Source organism: Glutamicibacter sp. FR1 (assembly GCF_047300825.1).
In the GTDB taxonomy this organism is placed as follows: domain Bacteria; phylum Actinomycetota; class Actinomycetes; order Actinomycetales; family Micrococcaceae; genus Glutamicibacter; species Glutamicibacter nicotianae.
Map to the genome: position 1 here is coordinate 2,070,838 of NZ_CP178602.1, position 19,748 is coordinate 2,090,585.

Below are 19,748 nucleotides of genomic sequence, written 5' to 3' on the forward strand. Positions count from 1 at the left end.
GTTAGATGCGGCAGGCGTGGATCTGGCTGACCAGGATGGCGCGCGCGCCAACGTCGTACAGCTCGTCCATGATGTTGTTGGTCTGCGATTTCTTGACCATGGCGCGCACTGCGACCCACTCGGAGTTGGCAAGGTCCGACACGGTTGGCGATTCCAGGCCTGGGGTCAGTGCACAGGCCTTGTCAGCCAGCTCGCGGCGTACGTCATAGTCGAGCATGACGTACTGGCGTGCGACGAGCACGCCATTGAGGCGGCGGATCAGCACATCCAGGCCGGATGGCTTGTGCCCGACCCGGCCGATCATGACCGCTTCGGAGTTCAGCAGCGGATCGCCGAAGATCTCCATGCCGGCGGCCTTGATGGTGTTGCCGGTTTCTACGACGTCGGCAATGGCATCTGCTACGCCCAGGCGGACAGAGGACTCGATGGCGCCATCAAGGCGAACGATCGAAGCTTCGATGCCGGACTTCTCGAGGTAGTGGCGCAGCAGCACGTCGTAGCTGGTGGCAATGCGCTTGCCGTTGAGCTGCTGGGCATCGTTGAACGCGCCAACCGGGGCAGCGAAGCGGAAGGTCGACTTTCCGATGCCCAGCGAAAGCTGCTCTTCGACAGCGTCGTCGACGTCTGCATCGAGGTACAGGTCGCGGCCGGTGATGCCTACGTCCAGGATTCCTCGGCCGACATAGACGGCAATGTCGCGGGGACGCAGATAGAAGAATTCAACTTGGTTGTCCTCGTCGACCAGGACCAGTTCGCGGGAATCGCGGCGCTGGAGGTAGCCGGCTTCCTTGAACATGGTGGAAGCGATTTCGGACAAGGCACCCTTGTTGGGTAGGGCTACGCGGAGCATTTTTGACTCGTTTCGTCATGAATGGCGCTGCGGCGATTAGCCATAAACAAGCGCCAAGGATTAATTCGTTGGCCGTTGTTTCTGCCGCCGTGCGTTGACTGCGGGCCTGATCGGCAATGGATCAGGCCGCAGTCGCGCGACGGCTATAGATGCTTGTAAACGTCGGCCAAGGTCATTCCCTTGGCGATCATGAGAACCTGCAGGTGGTACAGCAATTGGGAGATTTCCTCCGCCGCGGCCTCATCGGTTTCGTACTCCGCAGCCATCCAAACTTCGGCGGCTTCCTCGACAATCTTCTTGCCGATGCCGTGGACACCAGAGTCGAGTTCGGTGACGGTACGTGAGCCTTCCGGGCGGGATTGTGCCTTGAGCGATAGTTCGCTGAAGAGCTCGTCAAAAGTTTTCACAGAACCAATCCTAGCTGTTTTCTTTTCCGGTGCCGTATTCTGGTGGCCCTTTGTGACAGGGCCGCCCCGCTGCTACGGCAGTGCGGCGACCGTCATCACGGCAGCCGAGTATGCTTCGTAGCCCTTGTCCTCGCTGGAGTTCTCCAAGCCAGCGCGGTCCAGGGCCTGCTCTTCGTTATCGCAGGTGAGCACGCCGAAACCAATAGGAGTTTTGGTGTCCACACTCACATTGGTTAAGCCATTGGTGGCTGCCATGCAGACGTAGTCGAAGTGCGGGGTTCCGCCGCGGATGACCACACCCAGCGCGATGACCGCGTCGTAGTCCCCTGCGAGGGTGGAAGCCGCGACCGGCAACTCGAAAGTGCCCGGTACCCGAATCAGGGTGGTGCTGGATTCCAGACCGGCGTCCTTGGCGGCACGCTGGGCTCCGTCGATCAGTCCGTTCATGATCACCTCATGCCAGCTGGCTGCCACGATGGCCACCTTCAGCTGGGAGAACTTCTCGTCACTGGCCAGGGTCTTCAGCTGTTCGCTGACATCCGTTGGTGCGCCATGCTTGCTCATCTTGATGCTCCTTGGTTCTTCTGGATTCGTCGTTTTCAGGCGCCGTGGTAGGCGTCGGGCTGCTGGCCATCGTCGGTATCGGGCAGGTCCAGATGGTGGCCGAAGCGGGTCTGCTTGGTGCGCAGGTAGGCGGAGTTCTGCTCGCGCGGCGCGATCTGCAGGCCGACCAGCTCGGCCACCTTGATTCCCGCGCCGTTCAGTTGTTGCTGCTTGTCAGGGTTGTTGCTCAGCAAGCGGATCTCGTCCAGGCCCATGGCCTTGAGGATCGCGGCGACGGCGAAGTACTCGCGTGCGTCGGCCGGGAAGCCCAAATGCAGGTTGGCGTCCAGGGTGTCCATGCCCCCTTCCTGCAACGCGTAGGCGCGCAGCTTGTTGGCCAGCCCGATGCCACGGCCTTCATGCCCGCGGATGTAGATGACGTGGCCGCCTTCGCGGGCGATGGCTTCCAACGAGGCATGCAACTGTTCGCCGCAGTCGCAACGGTAGGAGCCGAAGATGTCCCCGGTGAGGCACTCCGAATGGATGCGCACCAGGTTGCCCGGCTCGCCGCCGTTGGGACCTTCATGGCTGAGCACGATGTGCTCGTGGTTCTCTGCGGTGGCTGCTCTGGCGGTGAATTCCCCGAACGCAGTAGGCAGCTTGATCGGGTCGGTCAGCTCGATCTCGTCGTTGACCCGGCGCCAGCGGGCCAGGTCGTCGATGGAGATCAACGGCAGGCCGTGTTCAGCGGCGAAGACCCGCAGGTCATCAAGGCGCATCATTTCGCCGTCGTCCTTGGTGATCTCGCCGATCACGCCCACCGGTTCCAGCCCGGCGGCCTGGCACAGGTCAACTGCCGCTTCGGTGTGGCCCCGGCGTTCAAGCACTCCCCCAGCGGCGGCGCGCAGCGGGAAGATGTGGCCCGGGCGGGAGAGCTGGGCCGGCTGGGTAGCCGGGTCGGCCAGCAGGCGGCTGGTCAATGCACGATCGGCAGCTGAAATGCCTGTGGTGATGCCTTCGGCGGCATCGCAGGTGACGGTGAAAGCGGTTCCCTTGGCGTCCTGGTTGATGCCGACCATGGGTGCCAGGCGCAGCGCGTCGGCACGTTGGGCGCTGAGCGGCACGCAGATCACGCCCGAAGTGTAGCGGATGGTGAAGGCCATCAGCTCGGCCGTGGCGTGCTGGGCGGCGAAGATGATGTCGCCTTCGTTCTCGCGGTCCTCGTCGTCGACAACGACAACTGCACGACCCGCGGCAAGGGCCGCCAGCGCGGTTGGGATGGAATCAAGCGTTGACGTAGCCATTACTGCTGGCCTCCGAATTCGTTCAGGCGTGCCACGTACTTGGCGAGCACGTCGACCTCGATATTGATCTTGTCGCCGACTTGTCGGGTGCCCATGGTGGTTTCGGCAAGGGTGATCGGGATGATGCCGACCTCGACCCAGTGGTTGCCTGCATCGGCCGCCGGGGAGACCGCGGTGATGGTCAGCGAGATGCCGTCCAGCGCAATGGAGCCCTTTTCAGCGGTCAGCGGCGCGTACGCGTCGTCGATGCCGATGCGGAAGGTGGTCCACTGGCCGTGGTCCTCGCGGGCCAGCACCGTGCCGACGGTATCCACATGGCCCTGCACCACGTGTCCGTCGAGCCTGCCGCCGGCCGGGGTGCAGCGTTCCAGGTTGACCTTGTCGCCGGTCTTCAAGGCGCCGATCGTGGTGCGGCGCAGGGTTTCGCCCATGACGTCGACGCTGAGCTTTTCCCCTTCCATCTCGGTGGCGGTCAGGCAGACCCCGTTGACGGCCAGTGAGCCGCCCAGGCCCAGGTTGTCGGTGTGGCCCGGGGCGCGCAGTGTCAATACTGCCAGGTCCTTGCCGGTGAAGGTCTCGATGCCTTCGATGATGCCTTGGCCGGTGACAATTCCGGTGAACATGTTTACTCCTTGAAAATTTTGGGATTGCCGGCGATCAGTCGCGGGGCAGCGGTTCCAGATGCAGGGCAATGTCGTCGCTCAGCCTGGTCAAAGACTCGTTGCTGGCCGAATCCAGCCGGAAGCGCCGCGCATCGGCAAGGGTGGTCGTGTTCGGCATGTTGACCGATGAGCTGCCTGCGCCGATCAGCAGCGGCGCCTGGTAGCAGTAGATCTCGTCGGCCAGATCGGCCGCGATGAAGGCCGAGGCGACTGTGGCGCCGCCTTCAACAAGCAGATGGGCCAGGCCTAGCTCATTGGCCCGGGCGATAACCTCGTGCACGTCGTGGCTGCGGACCTGCGCCCAGTCATCACCCTGGGTGAGCGCCAGATCAGCCGGCAGATCCCGCTCGCCCATGACCAGCCGGAAGGGCTGGCGCTCATGCAACTGGCCATCGGGGGTTCGGGCGGTCAACCGCGGGTTGTCGATGATCGCGGTGCTGGTGCCGACCAGGATGCCATCGACTCGCGAGCGCAGGGCGTGCGCGTGATTGCGCGACGCCGTGGACGTGATCCACTGGCTCGTGCCGTCCGGTGCGTTGATCCGACCGTCGAGCGACTGCGCGATCTTGACAGTGATGAACGGCCGGCCCTCCTCCTTGGCGATGAACCAGCGGTGGTTCAGCTGCTTCGCGGCGGAGGAATCAGCCAGCTGGGTGGCTTGGGTTCCGTGGCTGCGCAGGTAGTCGGCGCCTCCGCTGGCGGCGGTGTTGTCGGGGACAGCGTAGTACACGTGGCCAATGCCGGCTTCCACGATGCCCTGGGCGCAGGGACCGGTTCGGCCGGTGTGGTTGCATGGTTCGAGGGTTACTACCATCGTCAGCTCGCGGGCCTTGGCCGCAGGCATCTTGCCCAGTCGGCGCAGTGCGTCGATCTCGGCGTGCGGGTGCCCGGCACCGATATGGAAACCGGTGGCAATGATATTTCCTTCTGCATCCAAAACGCAGGCGCCAACCAGCGGGTTGGCTCCGCGGTGGCCGCGACCGGCGGTTTCCAGCGCAGTGCGCAATGCCGCGTCGAGCTGCTGGGTCGTGATCATGGTGCTATCCCCTTTCAGCGTTTGCGCGAAATAGTCGGATCGAGCATTTCGGTTTCGATCTGGGGTTTGGCACCGCGCTTGGAATTGGCCCAGACGAAGAAGCCGACCAGGGTGAATGCGCCGTAGAACAGGTACATGAAGGCGCTGGCGTAGTATCCGGCGGAGAACAGCAGGGGCACGCCCACTGCGTCCACGGCAACCCAGATCAGCCAGAATTCCACCCAGCCCTTGGCCATGCCGTAGGTCGCGAGCAACGAGCCTACGAAGGTCCAGGCATCCGCCCAGACCGGCTCATAGGATCCGAGCATGCGGAAGATAGGGGTCAGTGCGACGGTGCCGAGGATCAGCACGGCAATCAGGCCCAGTCGGGTCTTGCCAGACGCCCATTGCGGGGTCACCGCGCTGCCGGTGCCGTCCTTAGCCTGCTTCCAGCGGTACCAGCCGAAGACTGACACGGCAATGAACATGATTTGGCGGCCTGCTTGGCCCCAGAGATTGGCTGTGTAGCCGGTATCGAAAATGCTGCCCAGGAAGACTGTCAGCAGCAGGAGGTTGCCGACTATGCCAATGGGCCAGGCCCAGACTTTGCGGCGCATGCCGCCCACGGCGCTGGCCAGGCCGAAGATATTGCCTACGACTTCGCGCACCAGCAGTGCCGACGAGCCGATCGCAATTTGTGAGTTGAAAGCTTCAATGAGCCACCGCAGGAAATCCATCATTCCACCCTTCTCGAAGCGGCGGCTCCGGGGGTGTGCATTTGATGGGCCTGTGGCTCTGCTTTAGAAGATAGCCCCTGTGCGGGCTACCGTCAGTACCAAAAGGCATATCAAATTCGTGCTTCTCCCATCCAGACTTTAACTGTCGGTACTGGAATTCCACCAGTTCAACCGTTCCCTCAGCTTGTGGCTTTGGTTGCGGGTCGCGGACTATGACCGCCGGTTCGGACTTTCACCGACCCCGGAGCACGTATTCGTGTTTACTGAAAACATTCTGGCACACTTCGCGGGGTCTTAGTGACCACCCAGCGCAAGATTGCGTAATACGTCGATTTCCACCGATGGCTCTTCTGCCGAGTACACCGCGGAACCGGCAACGAAGACATCCGCTCCGGCTTCGGCGGCACGCAAGATCGTGTCGCGCGAAATGCCGCCGTCGACCTGCAGGGCAATGGGCTTGCCGCTGCCGTCAATGGCTGCGCGGGCGCGCTTGATCTTCGGAAGGACCAGATCCAGGAACTTCTGTCCGCCGAAACCTGGTTCCACGGTCATCAGCAGAACCATGTCCAGCTCGCCGAGCATATCCAGATAGGGTTCGATCGGCGTTGCCGGGCGCAGGGCCATGGAGGCTTTGGCGCCGGCCGACCTCAGTTCGCGGGCCAAGCGGATCGGGGCTGCCGAGGCCTCGGCATGGAAAGTTACCGAGTCCACGCCGAGCTGCGCGTATTCCGGCGCCCAGCGATCCGCGTTCTCGATCATCAGGTGCACGTCAATGGGCAGCTTGCTGACCTTGTGCAGCGCATCAACCACCGGCAATCCGAGGGTCAGGTTGGGCACGAAATGGTTGTCCATTACATCCACGTGAACCGCGTCGGCGGTGTGGATGCGTTCCAGCTCGCTGGCAAGGTTCGCGAAATCTGCGGACAGGATCGACGGGTTGATCCGCGCGTTAGGCATGGATGCTCCTTGGAATACTCGGGCTTGGCTAGGCTTTTTTGGTCAGGATTGCCATGAACATGGCATCGGTGCCGTGCACATGGGGCCACAATTGCACGGTGCTGCCCTCGGCCAGCGCGTGTCCTGCCGGTGGGGCGTCCTGATGCATCACCGCGGAAACGGCAGCGCTGGTATCCAGCAGAGCAGCATTTTCGTGGCGCTTCAGGAAGTCTTCCACCACGAGGCGGGTTTCCGCCTGATGCGGCGAACAGGTGACGAAACCGATGACTCCTCCGACCCGCACGGCGTTGAAGGCCGCGTCGAGCAGCTCGCCTTGCAATTTGGTCAGCTCGGGTATCTCCCGCGGCGCCTTGCGCCAGCGTGATTCCGGGCGGCGGCGCAGTGCACCCAGGCCGGAGCATGGCGCGTCGACCATGATGCGGTCGTAGTCCCCCGCATAATCCTCGTCGCCAAAGATGCGTCCGTCTTCGCCGGTGACCATCCAGTAGTCATGCGGCACAGCATCCAAGGAGTTCTCGACCAGCCGGGCACGGTGCGGGGTCGGCTCATTGGCGGTCAGGCGGGCGTCGCGCTGCACGGCGATCGCCGCGAGCAGTGCCGCCTTGCCGCCTGGACCTGCGCACATATCCAGCCAGTAGCGGTCTTCGCCTGCTTCGGGCAATTCGATAGCAGCCAGGGCGCGGGCCATGACCTGGCTGCCGGCGTCCTGGACGCGCACGGTGCCTTCCTTGACACCAGGCACACGCGAGACGTCGCCATGCTTGTAGGTGGCAGAATCCGCGAGCAGGGTGCCTGGCTCTGCGCCGGATTCCAGCGCTCCGGACAGATCGCCCAGGCCGGGCAAGGCTACGAGGTTCACCACCGGGGCCAGGTTGTCCGCGTCCAGCAGGGCTTCAAGTTCACTCGCGTCGCGGCCATGGGCAATCAGTGCGCCACGCAGGGCGCGGACAATCCAGTCCGGGTGCGAGTGCTCAATGGCCAGGCGCTCGGAATCCGATGCGGCGGCGTTGCCCAGCTGTTCGGTCCATGCAGCGGCTTCCTGGACGGACACGCGGCGCAGCACCGCGTTGATCAGGCCAGATGGGCCGGCACCAATTTGCGCACGGGCCAGCGACACGGTTTCATCCAACGCTGCGTGCTTGGGCACGCGCATGGCCAGCAGCTGGTGGGCGCCCAGACGCAGCGCATCGAGGATCGCCGGATCCAGCTCGGCCAGCGGGCGGTCGACCAAGGTGGCCAGGATCGCGTCGTAGAAGCCCTGGCCACGCAGGGCCCCGTAGGCCAGTTCGGTGGCGAAGCCCGCGTCGCGGCGGTCGAGCTGGTATTCGCGGATCATCTTCGGCAGCACCAGGTTGGCGTAGGCATCCGCACTGGATACTTCGCGCAGGGTCTTGAAAGCTACCAGGCGCGCCGGATCGGCCGCGCGCTTGCGCTGCCCGGGTGCGGCGGCTGAATACTTGCGCGGGCCGGACTGGCCGCGGTTGCGGGTACGTCCCTGCTCGTTGCGGCGTACGTTATCGCGGTGTCCACCGCGAGGTTCCTGCCCGCTCATGCGAAGCTCACTTCCGTTCCCTGGGTGAGCACTCCTCGTGCCCAGTCGCTGGCGTTCATCATTTTCTTGCCCGGAGGCTGGATTTCGGTGGGTTGCAGGGCCCAGGTGGCGGTGCCAATGTACACCTGTGGTTGCTTGCCCGGTTCGATGCGCACTTCGCCCGGTGCAAGGTCGGTGATCTCACGGTGCTCACGCAGCGGGCCGAACTTGAAACGCTTGTCCTCGACCTTGACCCAGGCACCAGGGGCAGGAGTGGTTCCGTGGGCGCGCCGGCGGATTTCAGTGGCGGTCCGGGTGAAATCCAGTTCCGCATCCACGTCGGTAATCTTCGGTGCGTAGGTGTGCGATCCGGACTGCGGAACGGCGATCGCCTGGCCTGAAGCCAATGCCTGCAGGGTCTGCACCAGCAGCGTCGACCCGGAGCGGCTGAGCCGTTCGAGCATGATGCCTGCGGTGTCCAGCTCACCGATGCTCTCGGTGACTTGCCCGAAGACTGGTCCGGTATCAAGGCCGGTTTCCAGCTGGAAGGTGACTGCGCCGGTGATGTCGTCGCCGTTGATAATGGAATGCTGCACCGGAGCTGCGCCCCGCCAGTCCGGCAACAGCGAGAAGTGCAGGTTGATCCAACCATGGGTTGGGACGGCCAAGGCCGCTTCTGGCACTAGTCCCCCGTAGGCGACGATGGCCGCGGCTTCAAGGTCCAACGCCGCAAGTTCAGCCGTAGTTTCTTCGGTGATCTTGGCGGCCTTGATGATCGGCAGGCCAAGTTCCTCGGCTCGGGCAGCTACCGGCGAGGGAGTCAATACGCGTTTGCGACCCAACGGAGCATCAGGACGGGTGAGCACTGCGGCAATTTCAAAGCCGGCTTCGTGCAGGTAGTCCAGGGAAGTGACAGCGACCTGGGGCGTGCCGGCGAACAAAATACGCATGAGCTAGAACCCCAATCCTGCGCCAAAGCTGGAGCCGAGGGCCCCTGAACGTTTTTTCACTGTGGCGCTGGCGGTCTGCGAGTAGTTGTTGGCCCGCAAGGTGCGCCACGCCGCTTTCTTTTCTCCTGGTTCCAGGCGATCCAGGAACAGGATGCCGTCCAGGTGGTCTGTTTCGTGCTGGAAGCAGCGGGCTAGCATGTCGGAACCTTCGATTTCCATCGGATTGCCGAACTTGTCGAAGCCAGTCGCCTTGACGTGGCGCCGCCGGCGCACCGGCGCTGCAATGCCCGGGATGGACAGGCAGCCTTCTATCTGGTCGTCCTGGTAATCGTCGCTGAGCTCCAGCACCGGATTCACGATATGTCCGCGTTCTTCGCCAATTTGGTAGGTGAAGACGCGCAGGGACACGCCAACCTGAGGTGCGGCGAGTCCTGCACCTGTGACGTTTTCCATCGTCTGGTCCATGTCTTCGACGAGCTTCTGGAGCTCCGGGCCAAAGTCGGTCACCTCCTGCGCTGGGGTGCGTAGAACGGGGTCTCCGATGATCCGAATTCCCAAAATCGCCATAATCCGCTGGTACCTTCCCTGCCGTGGATATTGGTATTAGGTTTCGCAATGCCGAAAGCTAACCGTTCCAGTCTACGCGGTGAAGGGAGGGCTTTACTGAGCTGGCGGCGTGATTTCGACCAGTGAGGCACGCGACTGGGCAATCTTGAATGCAGCTTCCCAGTTCCTCCGCAAGGCATAGAACTTTGACCAGTAGTCGGGCAACGCCGGCGGCGGTGCCATGAAAGTCCGCGAGCCGGTCTCGCCCAGGGCCACCGCGAGCAGCATCGTGCCGGTTCCGTATCCCCACTCTTTCCATGCGCCCCGCTCGGCATCCACCACTTGCTCCTCCGCCTTGCAAGCGGCCGCCAGCTGCATGATGACCTTGTCATCGGGGCGCTTGACGAAGCCGTCCCGATCGGTGTTTTTGGTCTTGTAGTCCACGAGGCAGGTTCGGCCGCCGATCTTTGCGACCAGGTCAATGGTGCCCGCGTAGCCGACGCTGTGATTCCATACCGTCACCTCTGCGGCAATGGGTTGGACATTGTAGTCATCCCACCATTGGTCAAAGTGGCGCGCGAACCCCAACTCGTTGTTCGCTTCGAGCGCGGCTTGGGCTGCTTCCAAATCATGTTCCAGATCCAGCGCCCGCAGTGCTCGCTGCTCAGCGTAGTTATGCACCCGATCGCCACGGGCCGCCGCGGAGTCCCGATAGGCCTCGGCAGCACTGGCTGCATCTCGCACCAGGGCACGCAATTGGCGAGGGTCCCCCACTGCGTGCACCAGGCGGTGATCGTCCGAGAGTGCCTTGGCCGCCATGTACCCGGCCCAACCGGAAAGGTCCAGCTTGTCCATGGAGATGACTGTGGTGATGGATGGGACAATCGCTTCGCCGCCGACCTGTCGGCAGTACATGCGGCCGAGATCTGTTTGAATAGCCAGTTTTGGTGACGTCATGCACACGATCATGGCACGCGTTCGGCATGCTTCGCTCCTAGTCGTACCGGAAAAATGAATTTTCCGCGTAGTTCCGCGGATTTTCGGGCGTGTGAACCAGATCTCATCGTTTCGATTTGTGGGGATTCGAAAACTCGTATAGAGTTTTTACTCGTTGGAGCGAACGGAAACGTTCAGTAAACAACAAATTTTGCGGACATAGCTCAGCTGGTAGAGCGCAACCTTGCCAAGGTTGAGGTCGCGAGTTCGAACCTCGTTGTCCGCTCGCAAAAAGATTCACCGACTAGGTAAAACTAGTCATTCTGACTTCGGTCAGTATGGTGGGGTGGCCGAGAGGCGAGGCAGCGGCCTGCAAAGCCGTATACGCGGGTTCGAATCCCGTCCCCACCTCGCAATGAAGATTGCTTGATCTTTTTAGCGCGATTGGCGCAGCGGTAGCGCGCTTCCCTGACACGGAAGAGGTCACTGGTTCGATCCCAGTATCGCGCACGGACTCATGGTTCACCTGACCATGGATCTAATAATTGAATATATGCGGTCATAGCTCAGCTGGTAGAGCGCAACCTTGCCAAGGTTGAGGTCGCGAGTTCGAACCTCGTTGACCGCTCTGTGAATCCAAATTCTGAATTTGGATTCTGTCGAGATTCCTTGTGGATCTTCGGCGCGATTGGCGCAGCGGTAGCGCGCTTCCCTGACACGGAAGAGGTCACTGGTTCGATCCCAGTATCGCGCACGGACTCATGGTTCACCAGACCATGGATCTAATAATTGAATATATGCGGTCATAGCTCAGCTGGTAGAGCGCAACCTTGCCAAGGTTGAGGTCGCGAGTTCGAACCTCGTTGACCGCTCCAAATAATTGAATACATGCGGTCATAGCTCAGCTGGTAGAGCGCAACCTTGCCAAGGTTGAGGTCGCGAGTTCGAACCTCGTTGACCGCTCATGATAAAGATGGGAATCACTCTTCGTGGTTCCCATCTTTGCTTTAACCATCCTCTTTCCGGCCTCCACCAGCAGCCCGGCTCTTGAACAATAAACCTGTGGACTGTTTGACAGACACCAGCAAGATATCTAGATAGTTTGGAAAATTTTCATTTTATGCTTCCAAGCGATGACATGAGCATCTAAGGTGGTTAATAGTTGTGGAGCTAAAGGGGTTCCCACAGACGAATGGAGGTGCAGCATGGCAGGATTTGATGATCTGCGTGGCAAGGCAGAGGAATTCGCTAAAGAGAACCCAGAGCAGGTATCCCAAGGTATCGAGCAGGCTGGCGATTTTATCGATGATAAGACCGGCGGCAAGTTCGCAGAGCAGGTAGATGGCGTCCAGGACGGCGCTAACGACTACCTGAACGGCCTTGGTGGAGGCGAAGGCGAGAACAACGAGGGCTAATCCCCTCGCAGTACTCCCCTCGGCTTGCCCGAGCATCCATGGAAGGTACCGACTGAGGTCGGTACCTTCTTTGCATTAACCTTCGCTCTAGTGTCACATCGTGGAATTAATACACTCTGGTTTACGACCGGCCGGTGCCACCCTGTAGAAAAAGCGTATGATTCGTCAAACTCCCGCGCCCGGAGATGCCGTTTCCCAATCCGTCCTTGCAGGATTGATCACCACGATGGTGGGGTTCGTTGCATCCTTCGCAGTCGTCCTGGCCGGATTGTTCCCGGTCGGCGCCTCGCGCGAACAGGCTGCGTCGGCCTTGCTCGTCCTATCCCTCACCGTAGGATTGAGCACCATTGGGCTGTCCCTGCGCCATCGCCTGCCGATCAGCATCGCCTGATCCACTCCCGGAGCAGCCATGCTCGCCGCGCTGGCGCCTGGGGAGTTCGGGTTCAACCAGGCGGTGGGGGCATTCATCGTCGGAGGAATACTGATCATGTCGGCCGGGTTGGTGCCGTCATTGCACCGGCTGCTCACCCGGATTCCGGTGCCGATTGCCCAAGGCATGCTCGCGGGTGTCTTGATCCCGCTGTGCCTTAAGCCTTTTAATGCAGTGGCCAGCATCCCGTTGCCCGCGCTGGGAATTCTGCTGGTGTTCTTCATCGGGCTTCGGATTCTTCCAAAATTTGCCGTTGCCCTGAGCATGTTGGCCGCAGTGGGTTTCGGCCTCTGGCACATTAGCCGCACCGCGGCGTGGGATGCGATCGAGGTGCTGCCGCAGCTGCAGTGGGTCAGCCCCGAATTCTCTTGGCAAGCGATTGCCAGCATCAGCGTTCCGCTGTTCGTGGTGACCATGGCGTCGCAGAACATCCCGGGAGTGGCTGTACTCAGTTCCTTCTGATATACCGCACCATGGCGATCCACCATGCTGGTGACCGGCGTGGGCTCTGCAGGCGGTGCGTTCTTCGGCGGACATGCAATTAACCTGGCGGCCATCACCGCGGCCTTGGCTGCCGGGGAGCAAGCCGGCGCTGATCCCCGGCTGCGTTGGCGGGCCGCGGCGAGTTCAGGCGTGTTCTACCTGGTCTTCGGGGCCTTGAGCGCGCTGATCGTCTCGGTGGCCAGTGCCTCGCCCGAGGGGCTGTTCCAGGCGGCGGCCGGCTTGGCTTTGCTGGCCACGCTCGCCAATGCCCTGCTCGGGGCGATGGCTGATAGCGCGTGGCGGCTGAGTGCCCTGGCCACGGTGCTGGTCGCTGCCGGAAATCTCACGCTTTTCGGGATCGGCGGTGCCTTCTGGGCCTTGGTGGCAGGGCTTTTAACGCACTTCATCGTCGAGCGCAACGCTCGACGACGAAGTGGCAGAAACAGGTTTTCCAGCCTAGATGGCTGGTTCGCCGACCTGGCCCTCGCGGGCCAAAGCAGTCAGGCGGGACACGGCACGGAAGTATTTCTTCTGGTAGCCTCCGGACATCATTTCCGGGGTGAACAGCTCGCTGAACGGCTTGCCCGAGGCCACGATCGGCACGTCCTTGTCATACAGGCGGTCGGCAAGAACCACGAAGCGCAGGGCAATGGCCTGGTCGGTGATGGTGTCCACGTTGTGCAGGACCAGCACATCGGTTTCGGCCACCAGCTGGCGGTAGCGCGACGGGTGCACCTTCGAGAGGTGGGCCACCAGATCATCGAAGTTGTCAACGGCCAGGGTCTTTTCCGGGTAGCGGTCCTGGGCGAAGGCCTCGATGTCCGCATCTTCCAGAGGCTCGGGGGCATCGGGCAGGCCGCGGTGGCGGAAGTCCTCGCCTTCGACGCGGTGCACGTCGAACTGCTCGGACAGGGTCTTGATCTCGCGCTGGAAGTCCACTGCCGCAAAGCGCCCCTCGCCCAGTGCGCCAGGCAGGGTGTTGGAGGTGGCGGCCAGCTTCACGCCGGCATCGGACAGCTCGCGCATCAGGCGGGACATCAGCACGGTGTCGCCGGGATCGTCCAGCTCGAACTCATCGATGCATACCAGCGAGTACTGGCTGAGCACTTCAACGGTCTGGCGGAAGGACAGCGCGCCGACGAGGTTGGTGTACTCGACGAAGGTGCCGAAGGCCTTGCGGCCTGGAGCCGCATGCCACAGCGAAGCGAGCAGGTGGGTCTTGCCCACGCCGAAGCCGCCATCGAGGTAGATGCCGTTCTTGGTTTCCTTCTTCTTGCCGAACAGCTTCGAAAGGAACGAGCCGGAGTTGCTCTTGCCCACCGATTCGGCGAAGGCCTTCAGCTTGGTGACCGCTTCGGCCTGCGACGGCTGGTTGGGATCCGGGCGATAGGTATTGAAGGATACTTCACCAAAGCGGTAGGACGGGTGGAAACCGGCCAGCAGTTCTTCGATTGAAAGATTCGGCTTGGTCTCGCTCAGGTGGGTGATCGTCGCCATTGGCTGTGGGAGTCCTTCAGTTGATTGCTCAGGAAATGGTTAGGAAGCCGTGGCTTGCCCATCGGCCAGTTTACCTTGAACGCGGCGATTCATTGCCGAAAATGTCGTAGCCCACACTGTGTTCGCCACAGATGGGGACTAGGCTAGAAGCAATGCCCGTTGCCCGCTGTGTCCAGCGCGGCAAAAACTGACACCGCAAGGATCGTGATTAGGAATGCCGTTGCCCGTCGAGTCCAACGAGAAGTATGCAGCCTACGCTCACCCTGAGCGCCTGGTTTCCACCCAATGGGTGGCTGACAACCTCGGAGCCGAGAATCTCGTAGTACTGGAATCGGATGAAGACATCTTGCTGTATTCCACCGGCCACGTGCCAGGTGCGCTGAAGATCGACTGGCACACCGAGCTGAACGACGAGGTCACCCGCGACTACGTCGACGGCGAGGGATTCGCGAAGCTGATGGCCGCCAAGGGCATCGCCCGCGATTCGACCGTGGTCATCTACGGCGACAAGTCGAACTGGTGGGCAGCCTACGCGCTGTGGGTATTCACCCTGTTCGGCCACGAAGACGTGCGCCTGATGGATGGCGGCCGCGACAAGTGGATCGCCGAAGGCCGCGAGCTGAGCACCGAGAAGCCTGCCGTCACCGCGACCGAATACCCGGTGATCGAGCGCGTCGACTCGGAAATCCGTGCCTTCCTCCCGGAGGTCCTGAACCACCTGGGCAACCCGCTGATCGACGTGCGTTCGCCTGAGGAATACACCGGCGAACGCACCCACATGCCGAATTACCCGGAAGAGGGCGCCCTGCGCGGCGGGCATATCCCCACCGCCGCATCGGTGCCCTGGGCCAAGGCGGCGGCCGAGGACGGCACCTTCCGCTCGCGCGAGGAATTGGAGGCCATCTATCTTGATGGCGCTGGCCTGAAGCCGGGCGACGACGTCGTGGCCTACTGCCGCATCGGCGAACGCTCCAGCCACACCTGGTTCGTGCTCAAGCACCTGCTGGGCTTCGAAACCGTGCGCAACTACGACGGCTCCTGGACCGAGTGGGGCAACGCGGTAGGCGTTCCGATCGTCCGCGGCGAAGCTGCCGGCGAGGTGCCTGCACAGCGTGGAGCCCGCGCATGAGCCAGCTGCCCGAGGCATTGAACGAAATCGTCGAGGAATTCTCCGAGGTTCCCGAGGCTGACCGCTTGGAGCTGCTGCTGGAGTATTCACGCGAGCTGCCCGAGCTGCCGGCACGCCTGGCCGACCATCCCGAGCTTTTCGAGCAGGTCGTCGAGTGCCAGTCCCCGCTGTTCCTCGTCGTGGAGGTCTCGGCCGACGCCCATAACCCGGTAGGCCTGTTCTTCTCCGCTCCACCGGAAGCTCCCACCACCCGCGGTTTCGCCTCGGTGCTGGCCGCGGGCCTGGATGGCGCCAAAGCAGCGGAGATTCTCGCGGTCCCCGATGACATGCCCCAGCAGCTGGGTCTGACCCGTGCGCTGTCGCCGTTGCGCATGCGCGGCATGACGGCCATGCTCGGCCGCATCAAGCGCCAGATTTCAGAGCAGCTGGCCGCCTAGGGCCGAATCCCAAGCGCAGCGCAGAACGAATTAGCAGCAGAGAAGGATCCCCAGGCACGTGGGCAAGAAGAAGCAGGCCGCGTCCACCCCGGCGACCGCCGCGCTGGATGCAGCAGGTATCGGCTATGTGGCGCACAGCTACACGCATAGCGACTCAGCCGAAAGCTACGGCGCCGAGGCGGCCGAGCAATTGGGCGCCAGCGGCGACCGGGTCTTCAAGACCCTGATGGTCTCCACCGGAGCCAACGCCACCCAGGACCTGGCCGTGGCGGTGGTTCCCGTGGATTCGAAGCTGGATCTGAAGGCGATCGGCATCGCGTTGGGCAAGAAGAAAGCCCAGATGGCCGACAAGGCTGCCGCGCAGCGGCGCAGCGGCTATGTCCTAGGCGGGATTTCCCCGTTCGGGCAGCGCCAGAAATCCGATACCGTCATTGATTCCAGTGCCCAGCAGTTCGAGACGATCTTCATTTCCGGGGGTCGTCGCGGCTTCAGCCTGGAGATCGCTCCGCAGGATGCCGCGAAGGCGACCGGTGCCATTTGGGCGCCGATCGCCACCAGCTGATGTTGCGCTAGCCAAGCCAAGGGCCCTGCCTGCGAGCCGGCGATCAGTTGATCGTCCGTATCTCGCGGGCAGGGCCCTTTGCTATCTGCGGCTATAGGGTTTCCAGCAATGCCATGCGCTTGCCCAGGAAGCCAGTAATCGCCTGCGCGAAGCCCTGCGGATCCACATTCGGTTCGCGGGTGTGCCCGGCGTTGGAAAATGTCTTGAGCGTGACCAGGTCCGGTCGCAGCGCCGCCAGCTTCAGGCTCGGGCCGTTGGGCACGAATTCGTCATCGCGGCTGTGCATGATCAGCGTTGGCAGCTTCAATTCATCCGCACGCTCCACCCAATTCAGCCGGCGCAAATTGACTGGCGCCGCTTGTCCGGTCACCCAGCGTCCCGCCTTGTTGGACAGCAGCCACTGGCCGAACAGGCCCACGGATTGCGGGATCTTGTTGGCCCGAGCCTGATGCGATAGCACATCGACCCAATTGATGACCGGGCCAACCAGAATGAGCGAATCGATATGGCGGGCGAGTTTGCTTCGGTCGGCGGTTTGCAGGCTGATGGCGCCGCCCATGGACCAGCCCATCAGGATGATCCGCTTCGCTCCGTTGTCCAGAGCGAATTGGATGCCCGCTTCCACGTCATGCCATTCGGTATCACCCAGGCCATAGCGTCCATCTGGCGCGCCGGGAGCCAAGCCGTCATTGCGGTAGCTCATCAGCAACGTGGTGACCCCGAGTTCGCCCAAGGCAGGCAGCGCACGGATGGTCTCATTGCGCCGGGCACCGCGGCCGTGCACGCCAATTACCCAGATGTCCTCGTTGGCGGAGCCGCGCACCAGCCAGGCCGGCCCGTCTCCCCCTTCCAACGGCACCACGACATCTTCGGCATCGAAGCCCAGGTCGGAGGGATGCTCGTAGATGGCACCGGACAGGTTGCCGCGGCACACCCCTTGGAGGGTGCCATGGTAGACCTTCTCGATCTTGCGCGCCACCAGCCGGGGTTTGCCCGGGACCGGTTCCGGCACGGAAAGCCGCAGAGCGCAGGAATCGAATTCGGTCAGGAAGCTGCAGGGCCCGGGTTCGCTGGTATCGGAATCCTTGGTGAAATGCAGCCAGAGCTTGCCCTCGGCATCGGTGACGACTTCACGGATGATGCTGTTGCCGGTGCGGCGTTCTTCCGGGGTCACTACGCGTCGGGCGAAGTATCCGGCGAGCGCTGAGACACTGGCGGCAACCAAGGAACCGGCACCCAGTCCCAGTCCAACCCCAATCAGGGTTGCCGGCACTGCGCTGCGGGGTTGCAAGGTATCTACGATGTTCCGAGCCATGTTTTCATCTTTCCATGAGCTGGCCCGGGAATCATCCAGCCTGCTCAAGCGTTTTACATTGCATGAGCGATGAATCGGTAAACCAATCAGCAACGTCACCAGATGATGCGGCCACGCGCACCGATGTGCAGTGGCAGCAGATCCTCTCTCCCGAGGAATTCCATGTATTGCGCCAAGCCGGGACAGAGCGCCCCTTCACCGGCGAGTACTGGGATACCACGACCGAGGGCGTGTATTCTTGCCGCGCCTGCGGTTCGGAACTGTTCGCCAGCACCACGAAGTTCGATGCCGGCTGCGGCTGGCCCTCCTTCTTCGCCCCCTTGGCCGAAGACCGGGTGCGCTACATCAGCGATGAATCCCTGGGCATGAAGCGTGTCGAGGTGCGCTGCGCCAATTGCGATTCGCATATGGGCCACGTTTTCGAGGGCGAAGGATTCAAGACCCCGACTGATCTGCGTTACTGCATGAACTCCTTGAGCCTGACACTGCGCCCGGCCCAGGGCTAATGCCTTTGACGGTGGCAAGGCGTGGATCACATTTAGGGCAAGAGTTACTTATGCACTGAGGTCTTAGCATCACCTTTTCTGTTGTTTGAGCGTAGCGTTCAAGGTAAGCACTTGAACGCTGCCCCAAACATGAAAAGAAGGTGTATGAAATGACTCAGATTTCCTCCAAGCCAGTACCGGCCACCGACGCAGAAGTACTGCAGATCGCAAACTCGGAAGCTTGGCTGAAGCTGAAGTCTGCCGCCACCGAGTTCCAAGGCCTGCAGGCGCAGGACGGTTCCTTGGCGGATACCGCTTTCGCGCCGAAGGCCGCCGAACTGGTTGAGTCCATCATTGAGTCGGTGCGGTCCCTGCTCCCGCACTTCGAGCACGATGCCGAATACCTTGAGCAGCTGGTCGCGGATCTGCGCCAGTGGGCCGATGCCGGCTTCGGCGTGCCCGACTTCCTCGATTCGCTGATGCAGTTCCAGCCGCAGACCCAGCGTATCGACGGCCTGCTGCATCTGGTGCTCTTCCCGATGTACACGCAGAACGGCTCGACCAACCGCCACCTCGAAGCTGTACTGGTGCAGGTCATGTGGCCCGAGTTCATCGCCGACCTGGAAGCCAAGGACTACACCAACGCCCTGTTCGTGCCGCTGCGCTTCATCGACTTCACCGAGGGCTACAACACCAATTCCGCCGTGCTCTTCCCGGAGTCCGTAGCGATCCGCGAGACCCCTTCATTCACCTGGGGCGCAATCTTCCAGGATCGTGAAGCAGCGCGCTTCCGCAAGGTTCTGCAGGAAGCCAGCCGCATCACCAACCTCGAATTGCCTGAGGACGCAGCAGAACTGCTCAAAGACCAGCACCTGACCGAAGAAACTTTCATCATGTGGGACCTGATCCACGACCGCACCCACATGCGTGGCGACCTGCCGTTCGATCCGTTCATGATCAAGCAGCGCATGCCCTTCTTCCTGTACTCGCTGGAGGAATTGCGCTGCGATTTGACCGCGTTCCGCGAATGCATGAAGATCGCCGCGAATCCGGACTCGGATGAGAAAAGCGCCAAAATGGCCAAGCTGGTGCAGTACGCGGTGATCTTCGACCGCATCTTCCGCTTCGCCATCACCGGCTCGCGCGTTCGCAACTACGACGGGCTCGGCGGCCAGCTGCTGTTCGCCTGGATGCACCAGCACCATGTGCTGCACTGGACCGATACCAAGCTGAGCATTGACTGGGATCAGGTGCCCGACGTGGTTGCAGCCTTGGGGGATGCGATCGACGAACTGTACTGGAAGTCCATCGACCGCCCGAAGCTGGCTCACTGGCTCGCCGCCTACGAACTGGTTTCGGCCACCGTCACCCCGAACCCCGCTTCGGTCTGGGCCAAGGGCCCGGACGCCCTGCCGCTGACCGCACCGTTGCGCGAAATCACCGACCAGGTCATGGACGACGAATTCCCGCTGTCGATGTTCTACGAAGCACTGAACAAGAAGATGGCCACCGTCATCGAATCGACCAAGGGAATGACCGGGGCAACGAAAATCTAGC

General features: G+C 62.0%; 20 protein-coding genes, 7 tRNA genes, 1 pseudogene and 1 riboswitch. Of the genes and pseudogenes, 14 read left to right on the plus strand and 14 right to left on the minus strand.

Features of this window, described 5'->3' with window-relative positions; translation table 11 throughout:
- Nucleotide 1: 1 nt before the first annotated feature.
- The 12 genes from hisG to ACLQ8T_RS10035 all read right to left on the minus strand — a co-directional run bounded on the left by hisG (nucleotide 2) and on the right by ACLQ8T_RS10035 (nucleotide 10,459).
- Nucleotides 2-850, minus strand: coding sequence for an ATP phosphoribosyltransferase (gene hisG, locus ACLQ8T_RS09980; protein ID WP_038991809.1), 849 nt, complete (start codon nucleotides 848-850; stop codon nucleotides 2-4).
- Between the two features lie 143 nt (nucleotides 851-993).
- On the minus strand, nucleotides 994-1,257 hold the full coding sequence (locus tag ACLQ8T_RS09985; RefSeq protein WP_038991810.1) for a phosphoribosyl-ATP diphosphatase: 264 nt from the start codon (nucleotides 1,255-1,257) through the stop codon (nucleotides 994-996).
- 72 nt (nucleotides 1,258-1,329) lie between these two features.
- Nucleotides 1,330-1,821 carry a 6,7-dimethyl-8-ribityllumazine synthase gene (gene ribH, locus ACLQ8T_RS09990; protein WP_204722379.1) on the minus strand — a complete coding sequence of 164 codons (492 nt, stop codon included), beginning with the start codon at nucleotides 1,819-1,821 and terminating at the stop codon, nucleotides 1,330-1,332.
- A gap of 35 nt (nucleotides 1,822-1,856) precedes the next feature.
- On the minus strand, nucleotides 1,857-3,104 hold the full coding sequence (gene ribB, locus ACLQ8T_RS09995; RefSeq protein WP_413454558.1) for a 3,4-dihydroxy-2-butanone-4-phosphate synthase: 1,248 nt from the start codon (nucleotides 3,102-3,104) through the stop codon (nucleotides 1,857-1,859).
- A complete protein-coding gene (locus ACLQ8T_RS10000) occupies nucleotides 3,104-3,727 on the minus strand; it encodes a riboflavin synthase (protein ID WP_413454559.1) in 624 nt (207 codons plus the stop codon). The genes ribB and ACLQ8T_RS10000 overlap by 1 nt, the downstream gene beginning before the upstream one ends.
- Before the next feature lie 34 nt (nucleotides 3,728-3,761).
- On the minus strand, nucleotides 3,762-4,802 hold the full coding sequence (gene ribD, locus ACLQ8T_RS10005; RefSeq protein ID WP_413454560.1) for a bifunctional diaminohydroxyphosphoribosylaminopyrimidine deaminase/5-amino-6-(5-phosphoribosylamino)uracil reductase RibD: 1,041 nt from the start codon (nucleotides 4,800-4,802) through the stop codon (nucleotides 3,762-3,764).
- Between the two features lie 14 nt (nucleotides 4,803-4,816).
- Entirely contained in the window at nucleotides 4,817-5,518 is a 702-nt protein-coding gene (gene pnuC, locus ACLQ8T_RS10010; RefSeq protein WP_038991902.1) for a nicotinamide riboside transporter PnuC, read from the minus strand.
- A 115-nt stretch (nucleotides 5,519-5,633) separates the two neighbouring features.
- Nucleotides 5,634-5,771, minus strand: a riboswitch (FMN riboswitch).
- A gap of 41 nt (nucleotides 5,772-5,812) precedes the next feature.
- Complete coding sequence (gene rpe / locus ACLQ8T_RS10015; RefSeq protein ID WP_121866976.1) at nucleotides 5,813-6,475, minus strand: ribulose-phosphate 3-epimerase; 663 nt, start codon at nucleotides 6,473-6,475, stop codon at nucleotides 5,813-5,815.
- A gap of 28 nt (nucleotides 6,476-6,503) precedes the next feature.
- The gene (locus tag ACLQ8T_RS10020; protein ID WP_204722383.1) at nucleotides 6,504-8,027 is read right to left on the minus strand and encodes an RsmB/NOP family class I SAM-dependent RNA methyltransferase; all 1,524 of its coding nucleotides are present in this window, start codon (nucleotides 8,025-8,027) and stop codon (nucleotides 6,504-6,506) included.
- The gene (gene fmt / locus ACLQ8T_RS10025) at nucleotides 8,024-8,956 is read right to left on the minus strand and encodes a methionyl-tRNA formyltransferase (protein WP_204722384.1); all 933 of its coding nucleotides are present in this window, start codon (nucleotides 8,954-8,956) and stop codon (nucleotides 8,024-8,026) included. Before fmt ends, ACLQ8T_RS10020 begins: the two co-directional genes overlap by 4 nt.
- Nucleotides 8,957-8,959: 3 nt before the next feature.
- Nucleotides 8,960-9,523, minus strand: coding sequence for a peptide deformylase (def, locus tag ACLQ8T_RS10030; RefSeq protein WP_413454561.1), 564 nt, complete (start codon nucleotides 9,521-9,523; stop codon nucleotides 8,960-8,962).
- Between the two features lie 93 nt (nucleotides 9,524-9,616).
- Nucleotides 9,617-10,459 carry a PD-(D/E)XK nuclease family protein gene (locus ACLQ8T_RS10035; protein ID WP_239543342.1) on the minus strand — a complete coding sequence of 281 codons (843 nt, stop codon included), beginning with the start codon at nucleotides 10,457-10,459 and terminating at the stop codon, nucleotides 9,617-9,619.
- A 192-nt stretch (nucleotides 10,460-10,651) separates the two neighbouring features.
- Here ACLQ8T_RS10035 and ACLQ8T_RS10040 point away from each other — a divergent pair.
- The 9 genes and pseudogenes from ACLQ8T_RS10040 to ACLQ8T_RS10080 all read left to right on the plus strand — a co-directional run.
- Nucleotides 10,652-10,724 (plus strand) — tRNA-Gly (locus ACLQ8T_RS10040).
- A 54-nt stretch (nucleotides 10,725-10,778) separates the two neighbouring features.
- Nucleotides 10,779-10,849: transfer RNA gene (locus tag ACLQ8T_RS10045), tRNA-Cys, on the plus strand.
- Nucleotides 10,850-10,876: 27 nt separating this feature from the next.
- Nucleotides 10,877-10,948, plus strand: a tRNA-Val gene (locus ACLQ8T_RS10050).
- A gap of 45 nt (nucleotides 10,949-10,993) precedes the next feature.
- Nucleotides 10,994-11,066, plus strand: a tRNA-Gly gene (locus ACLQ8T_RS10055).
- Nucleotides 11,067-11,120: 54 nt separating this feature from the next.
- Nucleotides 11,121-11,192, plus strand: a tRNA-Val gene (locus ACLQ8T_RS10060).
- 45 nt (nucleotides 11,193-11,237) lie between these two features.
- Nucleotides 11,238-11,313 (plus strand) — tRNA-Gly (locus ACLQ8T_RS10065).
- Nucleotides 11,314-11,328: 15 nt separating this feature from the next.
- Nucleotides 11,329-11,401 (plus strand) — tRNA-Gly (locus ACLQ8T_RS10070).
- A 242-nt stretch (nucleotides 11,402-11,643) separates the two neighbouring features.
- A complete protein-coding gene (locus ACLQ8T_RS10075; RefSeq protein WP_038991825.1) occupies nucleotides 11,644-11,853 on the plus strand; it encodes an antitoxin in 210 nt (69 codons plus the stop codon).
- A 226-nt stretch (nucleotides 11,854-12,079) separates the two neighbouring features.
- Nucleotides 12,080-13,114, plus strand: a pseudogene (locus ACLQ8T_RS10080) (benzoate/H(+) symporter BenE family transporter); the annotation flags it as partial.
- Nucleotides 13,115-13,222: 108 nt separating this feature from the next.
- On the opposite strand, the gene zapE reads toward ACLQ8T_RS10080, so the two are convergent.
- Complete coding sequence (gene zapE / locus ACLQ8T_RS10085) at nucleotides 13,223-14,263, minus strand: cell division protein ZapE (RefSeq protein WP_204722386.1); 1,041 nt, start codon at nucleotides 14,261-14,263, stop codon at nucleotides 13,223-13,225.
- 214 nt (nucleotides 14,264-14,477) lie between these two features.
- On the opposite strand from zapE, the gene ACLQ8T_RS10090 reads away from it, so the two are divergent.
- Genes ACLQ8T_RS10090 through ybaK form a run of 3 tightly spaced genes read left to right on the plus strand, consistent with a single transcriptional unit; the run spans nucleotide 14,478 to nucleotide 16,391 of the window.
- Nucleotides 14,478-15,392: a sulfurtransferase gene (locus ACLQ8T_RS10090; protein WP_413454562.1), complete on the plus strand. Its 915-nt coding sequence runs from the start codon at nucleotides 14,478-14,480 to the stop codon at nucleotides 15,390-15,392.
- Complete coding sequence (locus ACLQ8T_RS10095) at nucleotides 15,389-15,829, plus strand: SufE family protein (RefSeq protein WP_413454563.1); 441 nt, start codon at nucleotides 15,389-15,391, stop codon at nucleotides 15,827-15,829. Before ACLQ8T_RS10090 ends, ACLQ8T_RS10095 begins: the two co-directional genes overlap by 4 nt.
- Nucleotides 15,830-15,887: 58 nt before the next feature.
- A complete protein-coding gene (ybaK, locus tag ACLQ8T_RS10100) occupies nucleotides 15,888-16,391 on the plus strand; it encodes a Cys-tRNA(Pro) deacylase (RefSeq protein WP_204722389.1) in 504 nt (167 codons plus the stop codon).
- A gap of 91 nt (nucleotides 16,392-16,482) precedes the next feature.
- On the opposite strand, the gene ACLQ8T_RS10105 is transcribed toward ybaK, so the two are convergent.
- Complete coding sequence (locus ACLQ8T_RS10105; protein WP_413454564.1) at nucleotides 16,483-17,706, minus strand: alpha/beta hydrolase family protein; 1,224 nt, start codon at nucleotides 17,704-17,706, stop codon at nucleotides 16,483-16,485.
- 62 nt (nucleotides 17,707-17,768) lie between these two features.
- On the opposite strand from ACLQ8T_RS10105, the gene msrB reads away from it, so the two are divergent.
- A complete protein-coding gene (gene msrB, locus ACLQ8T_RS10110) occupies nucleotides 17,769-18,212 on the plus strand; it encodes a peptide-methionine (R)-S-oxide reductase MsrB (RefSeq protein WP_204722391.1) in 444 nt (147 codons plus the stop codon).
- A gap of 149 nt (nucleotides 18,213-18,361) precedes the next feature.
- Nucleotides 18,362-19,747: a DUF6421 family protein gene (locus ACLQ8T_RS10115; RefSeq protein WP_413454565.1), complete on the plus strand. Its 1,386-nt coding sequence runs from the start codon at nucleotides 18,362-18,364 to the stop codon at nucleotides 19,745-19,747.
- The last annotated feature ends 1 nt before the right edge of the window (nucleotide 19,748 follow it).